14 protein-coding genes are annotated in these 13,885 nt (G+C 41.3%); 2 read left to right on the top strand and 12 right to left on the bottom strand.

All coding sequences use genetic code 11. The features are described 5' to 3' along the window. Positions 1–37: 37 nt before the first annotated feature. From ABTP35_RS01735 to ABTP35_RS01700, 8 genes are all read right to left on the bottom strand, one after another. Positions 38–1,258 (bottom strand): sensor histidine kinase, encoded by a 1,221-nt coding sequence (locus ABTP35_RS01735; protein ID WP_252079198.1) that lies wholly within the window; start codon positions 1,256–1,258, stop codon positions 38–40. Between the two features lie 158 nt (positions 1,259–1,416). Then, positions 1,417–4,779 carry a preprotein translocase subunit SecA gene (gene secA / locus ABTP35_RS01730; RefSeq protein ID WP_252079199.1) on the bottom strand — a complete coding sequence of 1,121 codons (3,363 nt, stop codon included), beginning with the start codon at positions 4,777–4,779 and terminating at the stop codon, positions 1,417–1,419. Positions 4,780–4,915: 136 nt separating this feature from the next. Next, the gene (locus tag ABTP35_RS01725) at positions 4,916–5,140 is read right to left on the bottom strand and encodes a DUF2795 domain-containing protein (RefSeq protein WP_013551418.1); all 225 of its coding nucleotides are present in this window, start codon (positions 5,138–5,140) and stop codon (positions 4,916–4,918) included. A gap of 122 nt (positions 5,141–5,262) precedes the next feature. Then, positions 5,263–5,823: a cob(I)yrinic acid a,c-diamide adenosyltransferase gene (locus tag ABTP35_RS01720; RefSeq protein ID WP_293294344.1), complete on the bottom strand. Its 561-nt coding sequence runs from the start codon at positions 5,821–5,823 to the stop codon at positions 5,263–5,265. 80 nt (positions 5,824–5,903) lie between these two features. Then, positions 5,904–6,065 carry a hypothetical protein gene (locus ABTP35_RS01715; protein WP_224835148.1) on the bottom strand — a complete coding sequence of 54 codons (162 nt, stop codon included), beginning with the start codon at positions 6,063–6,065 and terminating at the stop codon, positions 5,904–5,906. 17 nt (positions 6,066–6,082) lie between these two features. Beyond that, positions 6,083–6,523: a hypothetical protein gene (locus ABTP35_RS01710; protein ID WP_293294346.1), complete on the bottom strand. Its 441-nt coding sequence runs from the start codon at positions 6,521–6,523 to the stop codon at positions 6,083–6,085. Between the two features lie 62 nt (positions 6,524–6,585). Next, positions 6,586–8,457, bottom strand: coding sequence for an ABC-F family ATP-binding cassette domain-containing protein (locus tag ABTP35_RS01705; RefSeq protein ID WP_293294348.1), 1,872 nt, complete (start codon positions 8,455–8,457; stop codon positions 6,586–6,588). Between the two features lie 21 nt (positions 8,458–8,478). Then, on the bottom strand, positions 8,479–9,648 hold the full coding sequence (locus ABTP35_RS01700) for a DUF4105 domain-containing protein (RefSeq protein WP_293294350.1): 1,170 nt from the start codon (positions 9,646–9,648) through the stop codon (positions 8,479–8,481). 101 nt (positions 9,649–9,749) lie between these two features. Here ABTP35_RS01700 and ABTP35_RS01695 point away from each other — a divergent pair, with 101 nt between their 5' ends. Together ABTP35_RS01695 and ABTP35_RS01690 are read left to right on the top strand one after the other, a co-directional pair. Beyond that, entirely contained in the window at positions 9,750–10,481 is a 732-nt protein-coding gene (locus ABTP35_RS01695) for a CDP-alcohol phosphatidyltransferase family protein (RefSeq protein WP_293294352.1), read from the top strand. Next, entirely contained in the window at positions 10,459–10,929 is a 471-nt protein-coding gene (locus ABTP35_RS01690) for a PH domain-containing protein (protein WP_224835143.1), read from the top strand. Before ABTP35_RS01695 ends, ABTP35_RS01690 begins: the two co-directional genes overlap by 23 nt. Before the next feature lie 2 nt (positions 10,930–10,931). Here ABTP35_RS01690 and lptB read toward each other — a convergent pair whose 3' ends face one another. The 4 genes from lptB to ABTP35_RS01670 are packed head-to-tail and all read right to left on the bottom strand — an operon-like array spanning position 10,932 to position 13,880. Continuing rightward, positions 10,932–11,672 carry an LPS export ABC transporter ATP-binding protein gene (gene lptB / locus ABTP35_RS01685; RefSeq protein WP_127024769.1) on the bottom strand — a complete coding sequence of 247 codons (741 nt, stop codon included), beginning with the start codon at positions 11,670–11,672 and terminating at the stop codon, positions 10,932–10,934. A 57-nt stretch (positions 11,673–11,729) separates the two neighbouring features. Beyond that, positions 11,730–12,083: a carboxymuconolactone decarboxylase family protein gene (locus ABTP35_RS01680; RefSeq protein WP_224835142.1), complete on the bottom strand. Its 354-nt coding sequence runs from the start codon at positions 12,081–12,083 to the stop codon at positions 11,730–11,732. Then, positions 12,073–12,915, bottom strand: coding sequence for a twin-arginine translocase subunit TatC (gene tatC / locus ABTP35_RS01675; protein WP_224835141.1), 843 nt, complete (start codon positions 12,913–12,915; stop codon positions 12,073–12,075). The genes ABTP35_RS01680 and tatC overlap by 11 nt, the downstream gene beginning before the upstream one ends. Next, a complete protein-coding gene (locus ABTP35_RS01670; RefSeq protein ID WP_252079205.1) occupies positions 12,915–13,880 on the bottom strand; it encodes an SIS domain-containing protein in 966 nt (321 codons plus the stop codon). Before ABTP35_RS01670 ends, tatC begins: the two co-directional genes overlap by 1 nt. Positions 13,881–13,885 lie beyond the last annotated feature (5 nt).

Below are 13,885 nucleotides of genomic sequence, written 5' to 3'. Positions count from 1 at the left end.
AAGAGGTCGGTTTTACCGACCTTTTTATATAAATACCCTAGTGATCTACCGAGTTGAACTGCTCGATTACTTCTTCAAACTCAATGGAGTAATGTGTTCCCTGTTTTGCGTAATCCCTGGTAATTGACCCTCTAAGCTGCCGGGCCAAATTGTAAATCAGTTTTAAACCGAGTGAATTGGAAGTTTTTGGATTGATTTCCTCGGAATATCCAATACCATTGTCCCCTAAGTACATTTTATAACGGTTATCGCCAATTTTGTCCACAGATACGTGGATTTCCCCATTCTGGACCCCTGCAATACCATATTTTAAGGCATTGGTAATGGTTTCGTTGATTATAAGTCCAAGGGGGATTATGGTATCGATACTTAATTTATAGTTTTTAATATCTAAATCTACCTTTACATCGGTACCGCTTCCCTTTACCGAACGTACCAGATAATCACAAAGTTCTTGTACGTATGGTTTTAATTCTATTTTGGAAAGATAATCGTCTCGCTTGTACAGCATCTCGTGTACCATGGCCATGGATACCACACGATTTTGACTGCTTTTGATGATATTACTGATCTTGTCGTCGTCGATTGCCCTGGACTGTAGGCTCAACAGACTGGAAACCGTTTGAAGATTGTTTTTTACCCGGTGGTGCACTTCTTTTAACAAAGTCTCCTTTTCTGCAATACGGTCTTGAATTTCGTTTCTGGATTTGTACAGGCGATGGTGGGCCCTGAGTAAATTCTTGCCAAAGACACCTCCCAAAAGATATACTGCAAAAACGGCACTTAAATAGGCGAACCAGCTCCTTGACTGCATTGGAACGGTATTTTCCGAAATTCTGAAATCACCGGTATCATAGAGAAAGAGCAAAGTGAGCACGGCCAGATTGATTATTAGATATAACTGGCCGAATACCTTAGTGGTTACATATCCTGCAAAAACGATAATGGCGAGAACAAAAATAAAGGGGCTTTGAATCCCTCCACTGTACATGGTGATCACAATGGCACCGATCATGGAGAGGATAGATGTAAAATTATAGGTCAGTACCAAATTTTTATGCTGCCGGTATAAAAGTGTATTTGTTAAGTTGATTGCGGCATAACCTATAAAGGTATAGGTGATAACTCCATCTATATCCAAAAAGAAATAGCAGACCAAGCCAAAAACGGCAGCAAAGAAGGATGAGTTGTAATTTACCTTTAGTATCAAATCAATCTTATCTTGTAATCTGTATGTATCCTTATTAGGAATTCTCATATGCTGTGCGTGAATGTCCCTCTATTGCCTAAAGTTGAATATGCTTGCAAAAAGGTAGCTTAATGGGGTGTTTATTGCTGTAAATCTAATTATGTTTTTTATATAAAAAAAGTGGCAGCTATATTAACTGCCACTTTGTGGTTTTTTAGACGAGTTTTTTAGTCGTTGACCAGCACCCATTCTCCTTTATCTATCAGGGGTTCAGCCTGTTTGAATTTCACTGTTTTGCTTTCACCGGACATCACGTTTTTAATGGTGACCCTTTCGTTTCGCCCAATTTTTGGTTTTTCCCGCACAATGGTCTCGGTTATTTGCGGTCTTTGACCTTGTGTTTGTCCTGCGGCCCTGTTCTGTGCTGCAAGTTCATCGCTGTTAGGAATCTCTTCTTTTGTTGTTTGAAGTTTTTCTTTGGGCCTGCGAACTGTTCGAGCTTCCTGGATTTGATTGGTGTTTTCGGAAGGCAATTCGCCTTTGAAGAGGAACGAGATGACTTCTTTGTTCACCTTGTCCATCATTTCCTTGAAAAGTTCAAATGCTTCGAACTTATAGATCAACAAGGGGTCTTTTTGCTCGTGAACCGCCAATTGTACGGACTGTTTTAATTCGTCCATTTTACGCAAATGCGTTTTCCACGAATCATCGATGATGGCCAATGTGATGTTCTTCTCAAAATCCGTGATCAACTGTTTTCCATCGGTATTGTACGCCTTTTCCAAATTGGTAACAACGTTCAAGGATTTGATGCCGTCCGTAAAGGGAACTACAATACGTTCAAATTTGTTGGCCTCATCTTCATATACTTTTTTGATGACCTGGAAGGCGACCGTGGCGCTACGTTCCATTTTTTCTTTGTAGTACTTATAGGCCTCATCGTTGACTTTAGTGGCAATTTGCTGAAAGCTCATTTTCTTGAATTCCTCTTCATTGATCGGTGATGTAATGGAGAAATATTTGATGAGCTCGAACTCAAAGTTTTTGTAGTCATCCGCCATTTTGTTGGTCTCGGCGATAGCTTCACAGGTATCGTAGATCATATTGGCGATATCCACTTTTAAGCGCTCACCTTCCAATGCGTGCCTTCTTCTCTTGTAGATGACCTCACGTTGGGCGTTCATTACATCATCATACTCCAACAAACGTTTACGGATACCAAAGTTGTTCTCCTCCACTTTTTTCTGGGCACGCTCAATGGATTTGGTCATCATGGAGTGCTGAATCACTTCTCCATCTTCCAAGCCCATACGGTCCATCATTTTGGCCACACGGTCCGATCCGAACAATCGCATTAAATTGTCTTCCAAAGACACGTAGAACTGTGAACTTCCCGGGTCTCCTTGGCGACCGGAACGACCTCTTAACTGTCGGTCCACACGTCTGGAATCGTGGCGTTCTGTACCGATGATCGCCAAACCTCCGGCCTCTTTTACTTCTGGAGATAATTTAATATCCGTACCCCTACCGGCCATATTGGTTGCTATCGTTACCACGCCACCTTTACCGGCTTCTGCCACGATATCGGCTTCTTTTTTATGTAGTTTTGCGTTCAGCACATTGTGGGGCACTTTACGAACACTCAACAATTTGGACAGTAATTCGGATATTTCTACAGAGGTGGTACCGATCAATACAGGTCGTCCTGCTTGAGATAGTTTTGTAACCTCTTCTATAATGGCGTTATATTTTTCTCGCTTGGTCTTATAGATCAAATCGTGCCTATCGTCTCGGGCAATGGGTCTGTTGGTGGGAATTTCCATTACATCCAACTCATAGATTTCCCAAAATTCTCCTGCTTCCGTCACCGCTGTACCTGTCATACCAGAAAGCTTGTTGTACATTCTAAAGTAGTTCTGGAGGGTAATGGTGGCAAAAGTCTGGGTCATGGCCTCGATTTTTACGTTCTCCTTGGCCTCGATGGCTTGGTGGAGTCCGTCCGAGTATCTACGCCCGTCCATAATACGGCCCGTTTGCTCGTCCACGATCATTACCTTATTGTTCATTACCACATACTCCACATCTTTTTCGAATAGGGTATAGGCTTTCAACAACTGGGTCATGGTATGGATACGTTCGCTTTTTACGGCAAAATCCTTGAAAAGTTCTTCTTTGAGCTCAGCTTCTTTTTCGATTTCCAGCCCTTGGTTTTCGATTTTTGCTATTTCACTGCCAATATCTGGCATCACAAAAAACTCTTTGTCCTGATCGGTGGAAATGGATTCCACTCCTTTATCGGTCAACTCGATCTGGTTATTTTTTTCATCGATTACAAACAATAGGTCCTCATCCACTTTTGGCATTTCCCTATTGTTGTCCTGCATGTAAAAGTTTTCGGTTTTCTGAAGCAGCTGTTTTACTCCTTCTTCACTCAAAAACTTAATAAGGGCCTTATTTTTTGGTAGTCCACGATGTACCCGAAGCAAAAGGAACCCTCCTTCTTTGGTGTTTCCTTCCTTGATCAATTTTTTGGCCTCGGCCAGTACTCCGGTAAGGTGCTGTCGCTGTTGTTGTACAATATTGGCTACTTGTGGTTTTAGTTCGTTGAACTCGTGGCGATCGCCTTCGGGAACGGGTCCTGAAATGATCAAAGGGGTACGGGCATCATCTATCAATACCGAATCTACCTCATCCACAATGGCATAATGGTGTGGTCGCTGTACCAGATCATCTGGAGTGTGGGCCATATTATCGCGGAGGTAATCAAACCCAAACTCGTTATTTGTTCCGTAAGTGATATCTGCGTTGTAAGCCGCTCTACGTCCGTCGGAATTGGGCGTGTGCTTGTCTATACAATCTACGGATAGGCCATGGAACTCAAAAATAGGTGCCATCCAAGTACTGTCCCTTTTGGCAAGATAATCGTTCACCGTTACCAAATGCGCTCCTTTTCCTGCAAGTGCATTTAAGTAGAGTGGGAGAGTGGCGACCAATGTTTTACCTTCACCGGTTTGCATCTCGGCAATTTTACCTTGATGTAGCGCAATACCTCCTATTAACTGTACATCGTAATGTACCATATCCCAGGTTACCTCTTTTCCTGCGGCATCCCATGAATTTTGCCAAACGGCCTTGTCCCCTTCCAAGGAAACATAATCCTTATCGCCGGATAATGCTCTGTCAAACTCGCTGGCAGTAACGGTTATGGTTTTGTTGGCAGCAAAACGTTTAGCTGTTTCCTTAACTACGGCAAAGGCTTCGGGAAGTATCTCGTTCAACGTTTTTTCGGAAATTTTGTAGGCTTCCTCGTTCAGTTTGTCTATTTCGGCATAGATTTCCTCGTTACGGTCTATATCGGAAGAATTTTCCACTTCTGCCTGTAGTTCGGCAATTTTATCGTTTATTTCTTTACAGTCTTCGGCAATTTTGGCCTTAAAGGATACTGTTTTTTGTCTAAGCTCGTCATGCGATAGGCCTTCTAGCTGTTGCTCAAAGGATTTTATCTCTTTTACCAAGGGTTGTAAAGATTTTACATCCTTCTCCGATTTGTCTCCAACAAAAACCTTTAGTACGGAATTAATAAAACTCATGAAATGTTTTTTCTATTGATTGTCAAAAGCTGTTCCATTGATGGGATTACGATGGAATTCTTTCGCTAGGCTGTCAAAATTACATAAAAAAAAGCCTCAATTGAGACTTTTTTAATGTGGTTTGTGTTTTTAGGATTTAATATTCGTCCTCGTTCCAGAGGTAATCTTCCTCGGTGGGATAATCGGGCCAGATTTCCTCAATTGACTCATATATTTCTCCTCCTTCTTCTTCCATAGATTGTAAATTCTCTACAACTTCCAGGGGAGCTCCAGTTCGAATCGCGTAATCTATCAGTTCGTCTTTGGTTGCTGGCCAAGGCGCATCACTTAAATATGAAGCTAGTTCTAACGTCCAGTACATAGTAACGGTTTGATTTATAATTTTTTGCAAAAATAATTTTTAAACCCAATTTGTCAAGTAAAAACACAATTATTTAAAAATTATTTTGTGGTTAACAAAACAATTAGGGTAAAAAAGCGAATTTATTGGTCCAATTTCTCGGGAATCCATTTTATTTCCTTCGCGTTTAAATCCTTCGACAATTTGCGTGCCAATACGAACAAATAATCGGATAATCGGTTAATATATGATAGTAAGTTGTCCGGTACGGGTTCATTTTCATGTAAGTAAGAAATCAATCTTTCCCCCCGGCGGCAAACGGTTCTCGCAATATGACAGTATGACACTGTTGTATGCCCTCCCGGAAGTATAAAATGTGTCATTTCTGGAAGAGCTTCGTTCATTTTGTCCATTTCTTTCTCCAAAAATTCTATATCCCCGGTACTTATGCGCGGAATTTTTAACCTATTGTCCTTGTTTGGCTCTGTGGCCAAAATAGAACCCATGGTAAATAATTTCTCTTGGATCTGGGTCAATGTTTGTTTTGAGCGCACATCCATTTCTTGATCGCGCAATAGTCCCAAATAGGAGTTGAGTTCGTCTATGGTACCATAACTCTCTATTCTTACGTGGTGTTTGGGTACCCGTGTGCCGGTAAATAAAGATGTTTTTCCCTTATCTCCGGTTTTGGTGTAGATCTTCATTTTTTCTGTAGTCAGTAGTCAGTAGTCAGTAGTCAGGGATGTTTACCTAATATCTCTGGCTATTAATAATGGTCAATTGATTATTGTTTGTTGTTCTTGTCGTGTTGGCGTTTACCCTCCATAAATTTTCGGGACTTTCTTCGTTTTGTAGCTTTTTTGTTTCTGTACAAAACAACCAGATAAATAAGTCCCAAGACAGCGAGTACGTACCAAATGGTGTTATCTGTCGCAATATTTTCCATAACCTAAAATTACCGCTTTAAATTCGAATCGTAAAATGTTCCTTTACCTGTTCCTTGCGTATGGATATAACACCACAATGGTACATGTCTATGCTCACGGTAATTTCGGGCTGGGCAATCAATCGGTGCCATAGGTTCAAACTTTCTTTACATTTATAAATGGAATCGATTAAAATAATACTGTTGTTCCGCAAAGTTTCTTCGGAAAGCATTTTTTTAAAGGAGGCAGTATCCAATCCGTCCACAAAAAGAAGATGGATTATCTTTTTATCGAATTGAGTTTCACCAAAATGTTGTCTTACCAAATCTTGGATTTCAGGTTTGTCCGGTATTGAGATGCTTTCAAATTTGAAATAAGCTATGGTCTTGAGCAAAATATTGATACTCCTGTTCCGGTCGAGTTTTTTTTTGGAATAAAGACATTTGGTCACATAATTGTACACAAAAGGGGAGTGCACGCCATGCTCATTTGTGGATTTAACTAAGAATTTTAGGTATGAAACAACTCGAAACCACATTTTTACCCTTCTAAAATGGAAGAAAGTTCGAACCAACGTTCTGTTTTTTGCTCAATGGTATCGGTTATTTCTTTGAGCTCTTTGGAAAGATCGGCTATTTCGCCTCCATCCAAACCGGGGTCGGTGAACTTGTTCTGGAGCTCAACCTTTTTCTCTTCCAATTTTTGAATGTCCTTCTCCAATTGTTTGTATTCCTTTTGTTCCGAATAGGAAAGTTTTCCCCCACTGGTGTCTCTCCAATTATTTTCTGTTTTTTCGGTCGAGTTTGTTTTGTTCTCCCGTTCCTCGATTACCTTGCTGTTTTCGTAGATTCGGTAGTCCGAATAGTTTCCGGGGAAATCTTCAATAACTCCTTCTCCTCGAAAAACAAAGAGGTGATCTACGATTTTATCCATAAAATAACGGTCGTGCGAAACCACGATCAAACAGCCGGGAAAATCCAACAAAAAACTTTCCAGAACATTAAGTGTAACAATATCCAGATCGTTGGTGGGCTCATCCAGAATAAGAAAATTAGGATTTTGAATCAGGACAGTACATAAATACAATCGTTTGCGTTCACCACCGCTCAATTTTTCGACAAAATCGTATTGTTTTTTACGATCAAATAGAAAGCGTTCCAATAATTGTTGTGCGGAAATCTGTCGTCCTTTTTTTAGAGGAATGTAATCCCCAAACTCTCGAATTACGTCAATAACCTTTTGGCCATCCTTATCTGGAATTCCTTTTTGGGTGTAATAACCAAATCTTAAAGTGTCCCCGACCACAACCTTTCCGTTATCTACATCCTCGTTTTGGGTAATGATGTTCAAAAAAGTAGATTTTCCAGTTCCGTTCTTGCCAATAATGCCCACCCGTTCACCTTTGGTGAAGTTGTAGTCGAACTTGTCCAGTATTTTTTTATCTCCGTATGATTTGGAAATGTTATGAAGCTCCAAAATTTTACTGCCCAAGCGCTCCATATTTAGCTCTAATTGGACTTCGTGCTCTGTTCGGCGTTGATGTGCACGTTTTTTGATCTCTGCAAAATCATCGATACGGGATTTGGATTTTGTGGTACGGGCCTTGGGTTGCCTTCGCATCCAATCCAGCTCTTTTTTGTAGAGCATTTTGGTCTTTTGTTGCTCTACTGCTTCGCGCTCCAATCGAGATTCTTTTTCGGTAAGGTAATACGAATAGTTGCCTTTATAGGTGTAAAGCTGGTTATTGTCCAATTCAATGATCTCGTTACAAACCCTGTCCAAAAAGTATCGATCATGGGTCACCATAAACAGCGTAATGCTCTCTTTTGCAAAATAAGCCTCCAACCATTCGATCATTTCTAGGTCCAAGTGGTTGGTCGGCTCGTCCAAAATCAACAAATCGGGTTTGTTGAGCAAGGCATTGGCCAGGGCCAAACGCTTCTTTTGTCCGCCCGAAAGTGTACTTACTTTAGCGTCGAGGTTGGAAAGTTGTAATTGGAAAAGTATTTGCTTGTACTGGGTTTCAAAATCCCAGGCATTAAGGCGTTCCATTGCTTCGAAGGCCTTTTGGTATTGGTCTGCGTTATCGGGGTTTTCCACCGCTTTTTCGTATGCGGCAATTACTTTTAGGATTTCGTTATCCGTAGTAAATATGGTCTGTTCAATGGTTAAGTTGGGATTTAGGTCCGGCTCTTGTTCCAAAAAAGAGACTTTAATGCCTTTGCGGGTGGTCACCTGACCGGTTTCGGAGGTATCCTTTCCCGACATAATATTGAGAATAGAGGTTTTTCCACTTCCATTTTTGGCAATCAATGCAATCTTTTGGTCTTTATTGATTCCAAAGGAAATATCCGAGAAGAGCACCAGTTCTCCATAGGATTTTGATATGTTTTCGACCGTTAATAAGTTCATGGGTGTTTTTTGAGTGCCAATCTACAATTTGGAATACTTGATCATATACAAGTATCGGATGACCAGGGTCAAAAGTAAAGGAATAAGTACAGGTGAAAAAATCTGAACTTTGATAATCCATAATAAAAGAACTAGGACTATCAAACTTAGGGCAAACCATAGATATTTTGTGCCCCATTTTGGAATGTTATCCTGAAAAACGAATGCAAACGCAACTCCTAAATTTATCGGGAAAGCCCATAGTATGTTGTAATTATAAGGTGTGGAGGTGTGATCTGCCGCTACCCATAACAAGAAAAGGAAGGTGCCGGCCAATCCGGAAATGAACAACAGGGTAAAGTCCAACCAGCGGCTTCGTGTCTTATGTTTGTTGTCGAAATAGGTGATGATGGCCGTAAACGCCAAGAGCAACATAAACCAGAACAAAGGAGAGAGCGGAAAAAAACCACTTTGCGAGTGTTCGTTATAATCCAAAATGGTGCGCTCCCTCTTGATCAGGGGTTTCCCGTTCAGGGTGGTATGTCGTAGTTGTTCCATGGCATAGTAGGGCAAGAACATATGTTCCTGTACGGTTGCCTGTCTGTCCACAGGGGATCCAAAGGCCAGGTCTATGCCGAACATGGACCAGGTATTTACATTTAAGAATTGCCTTACCAATTGCCGAAAAGTATATCGTTTCTCCAGATATGATCCATCGAATACCACAGCATCTCCAAATTGTTCTTTTAAAATATCTCCGGTAATACTGGAGCAGTTGTTCAATAGAGGGTCGTACAGGTAATCTCGGTTTTCGGGGAGATAGTTTTCTTCAAAAAATGCAAGGAGTTGGTTGCGTTGTTCAAGGTTTAAATCTAGAACTTGCTCTTTTACCCATCTTTTTTCCAACTCATATTCAAACAAAAACGACTCAAAACTTCTTCGGGAAAGGGAATAGATCATCCTTCCCTTGGTAAAATTTAAATAAAAATTGGGTTGGTTAAAGTCAAAAGTACCGTAGTTGTAGACAACATCAATCCCTAAAACCGAATCCTGTACCCGAAATGCGCTATGTCCAAATGCATAATATAGTACATCGCCCCCTGCACAGGTCAATAGACTTACTTTGGAATTTTCCGATAGCTGTGGTGCTTGGGAGAAAACAAAATTCCCTGTAATGAGAAATAAAGATAAAAGAAGAAATATCTTTTTCATTCTGATGGTTGTCAGCGCAAATATCTAAATAAAAACGACTCGGTCCACCATACGTTGCGAACAGTTTATTTTTTCCACTATTTTTACGCAAATCCAATTTCATGAAGTCCTATATTCCCAACTTTTTGACGCTTCTTAATGTTTTTAGTGGCTGTATCGCCACAGTTTTTGCTGTTTTAAATCACTTGGAGTGGGCCGCACTTTTTGTTTTTATCGGGATTTTCTTCGATTTTTTTGATGGCTTGGCCGCCCGAGCATTAAATGTGCAGAGTGATATTGGTATTCAGTTGGATTCTTTGGCCGATGTAATTACCAGTGGTCTTGTGCCCGGGGTGGTTATGTTTCAACTATTGAGTATGGCGGAAAGGGGTGGCTGGAACCTTGGGTTTATTGGCCATGATGCCGAACTGACCTTATTGCCATTTGTTGGTTTTGCCATTACATTGGCATCTGCGTACCGGTTGGCCAAATTTAATGTGGACGAGAACCAAGTCTCTTCCTTTGTTGGTCTCCCTACTCCAGCAAATGCCTTGTTGATTCTTTCGCTGCCCATGATTCTTATGTATCATGATAACGAAACCTTGAACAACATTATCTTAAATCCATGGTTTTTAGTAATCCTTACAGTGATCAGCACCTATTTATTGAATTCTCCCATTAAATTGTTTGCCCTAAAATTTAAGAACGGAAGCTTTAAGGATAATGGTATTCGATATTTGTTCTTGATCGGGAGTTTGGTGTTATTGTTGACCCTACGTTTTTTGGCAATACCCTTGATTATCTTTAGCTATATTTTGATGTCTCTCATCGATGGAGGAGGAAAAACAACATAAGGATGTATTTGATGGTTCCACGGAAGCTGTGGTGTATCCATCCAAAGTAGGGCTAGAGCTATTGATACCTGTTCTATTGATTTTTGGTATCGGGATAGTTGGTTCTTTTGGGGAGAGTAGTCTGATCGGTGTGATAATTCAGTTTGCCATTATGCTGGTCTTTGTACTTCTTTTTTTCTCCATTTCCTATACAGTTTCGGATGAAATATTAACGGTGACCTCTTTATTTGTGGTCAAAAAGAATATTCCGATCAAGGACATAACACGAATAGTGGAATCGAACAATCCGATCAGTGCCCCTGCGGCATCTTTGAGCCGGTTGGAAGTATACTACGGTAAATACAGCAGTACGGTAATCTCACCTAAGGATAAAATGCGATTTATTGAGCATTTAACGCGCCTTTCTCCAACCATTCAAGTGGAGCTTAAAAAGAGAAATAAAAAATAAGCTTAAAAGTCGAGCTTCTTTTTTCGAAGTTCAAAGTTTTGCCCCAGATACACTTTCCGGACCATTTCGTCAACGGCAAGTTCCTCGGGAACTCCGGCCTTTAGAATGCCGCCTTCGAACATTAAGTACGAGCGTTCGGTAATGGCCAAAGTTTCCTGCACATTATGGTCGGTGATCAGGATGCCAATGTTCTTGTTTTTTAATTGGGCCACGATGCGCTGAATATCTTCTACCGCAACGGGGTCAACCCCTGCAAAGGGCTCGTCCAATAAAATAAATTTAGGGTCTGTGGCCAGTGCGCGGGCTATCTCGGTACGGCGACGTTCGCCCCCGGACAGCAAATCTCCCCGGTTTTTGCGAATATGCCCGAGACCAAATTCATCGATCAGGGACTCCATTTTCATGTGTTGTTCTTTTTTGCTCAATTTGGTAAGCTGCAACACACTCAATATATTTTTTTCTATGCTGAGTTTTCGGAAGACCGATGCTTCTTGGGCTAAATAGCCAATTCCATGCTGTGCCCTTTTGTACATGGGGAAGCTAGTGATATCCGTACTGTCCAGGTAGATGTTTCCGCCATTCGGTTTAATAAGTCCCACGATCATGTAGAACGATGTGGTCTTACCTGCCCCATTGGGCCCCAATAGTCCAACAATTTCACCTTGATTGACCTCGAGCGATATGCCCTTGACAACTTTTCGGCCTCGATAGGCCTTCATAATATTTTCTGCGCGTAGCTTCATAGGAATTTGCCAAAACTAAACATATTCTTTTTTTAGTGAATGGTCTTTTGGATTTTTTTAAGCTTCGCTCTCCTCCAAATCTTCCCAAAACTCATACGCTCGTCGTAAATGCGGAATCACTATGGTTCCGCCTACCAAAGTGGCTATGCCCAAGGTTTCCATAACTTCTTCTTTATTGGCCCCTGCATTTTTGGAGCTTTCGAGGTGGTATTTCACGCAATCGTCACATCGCAGCACGGCCGAGGCGACCAGACCCAGCAATTCTTTGGTCTTTACATCCAGTGCGCCTTCCATATAGGCGTTGGTGTCCAGGTTGAAGATACGCTTTATGAGCTTGTTGTTCTCTGCGAGCAGCTTATCGTTCATCTTGGCGCGATATGCATTGAACTCTTCTACTTTATTATTTGCCATTTTTTGTAGCTTTTACTTTTCTAGCTTCGCTTTTTACTACCATTTTTGATATAAATATGCTTACCTGGTACAAAATCAATACAGGAATACATACAATGATTTGGCTGGTTACATCGGGAGGGGTAATGATCGCCGATAAAATCAGAATGATCACCAAAGCTATCTTCCTATACTTTTTGAGGATTTCGGGGGTTACCAGTCCAACTTTGGTCAAGAAAAATATTACAATGGGCAACTCAAACATGATTCCGCAAGCGATCACGGAGGCCCTAACCGTTCCAATGTATGAAGCCAGGTCGATTTCGTTCAATACTTCCTTACTGACCTGGTACGACCCCAAAAAGTTGATGGAAAGCGGGGCAACAATGTAGTATCCGAACAATACACCAAGGAAAAACAATCCCGAAGCCGTTATAATGAACCCTTTTGAATGTTTTCTTTCGTTTTCGTAGAGTCCGGGGCTGATAAATTTCCACAACTCCCATAAAATATATGGAAATCCGAGAATTACGCCCGCCCAGATAGAGGTCCAGATATGTGCGGAGAATTGACCGGCCATCAACCTACTTTGAATGGTAAACGGGATTTCGTCGCCACAAAATTCCGAATCTACCCCGAACAACTTTCCTATATTACAGAAAAATTGATAGGTTGGGAAGTCCATGTTCTTTGGGCCGAACAAGATAGTATCAAAAATAAAGCCTCTAAAAACAAAGGCGACACACGCAATTATGACCACGGCCAATGTGGATCGGACCAAGTGCCAGCGTAATTCTTCCAAATGGTCCAAAAAGGACATTTCGTCTGGGTTTTTTCTTTCTTTTTTAGCCATTATAGGATTCCCTCGTTTATAAGGTTATGGATATGGACCACGCCGGCATACGAATCACCGTCAAAGGCCAATAGTTGCGATATGCTCTGTTCTTGCAGCATTTTAAGGGCCTTAACGGCCAAAGTATCCACATCTATTGTTTTGGGATTGGAGGTCATGATGTCCCTTGCGGTAAGTCCGCTTATATTGTCGTATTTGCTCAACATCCTCCTAACATCGCCATCGGTAACGATTCCTACCACCTTGTCCTTGTCCATAACGGCGGTAACGCCCAACATTTTTTCGGAGATTTCGACGATTACATCCTTTACTTTGGTATTTACGTCCACTTGCGGTTTTTGATTGTTGAGCACAATATCGGCCACCCGTAAATATAATTTTTTGCCCAAAGCCCCACCAGGATGGTACTTGGCAAAATCGGTGCTGCTGAATCCTTTAAGCTCCAATAAACAAATGGCCAGTGCATCACCGACCGCCATTTGGGCCGAAGTACTGGTTGTGGGTGCTAAATTATTGGGGCATGCCTCTTTCTCCACGTAGGTGTTGAGCACAAAATCTGCTTGTTTGGCCAAAACGGAATCCATGTTTCCTGTAATTCCTATCAATTTGTGGTTGCCCGCCTTAATTAAGGGCAATAAGGCTTTAATTTCTGGCGTGTTCCCGCTCTGAGAAAGGCATATGACCACATCATTTTGTTGAATAGTGCCCAAATCCCCGTGTATGGCATCGGCGGCATGCATAAAAATTGCAGGTGTGCCAGTAGAATTTAAGGTTGCTACAATTTTTGATGCAATTATGGCGCTTTTACCAATGCCGGAAACTACGACTCTTCCATCGGATTCAAGTATATGCTGAACCGCTTGTTCAAAATGGTCGTCCAACAGACCTATTAAATTTGCAATGGCCTTACTCTCTATTTCAAGGGTCCGCTTTGCTATGGATAAAATTGACTTTTTGTCGTTCAATGTAA

The sequence above is a fragment of the Flagellimonas alginilytica genome, assembly GCF_042134605.1.
GTDB lineage: Bacteria > Bacteroidota > Bacteroidia > Flavobacteriales > Flavobacteriaceae > Flagellimonas > Flagellimonas alginolytica.
This window is presented reverse-complemented; position numbering and strand designations above follow the sequence as displayed.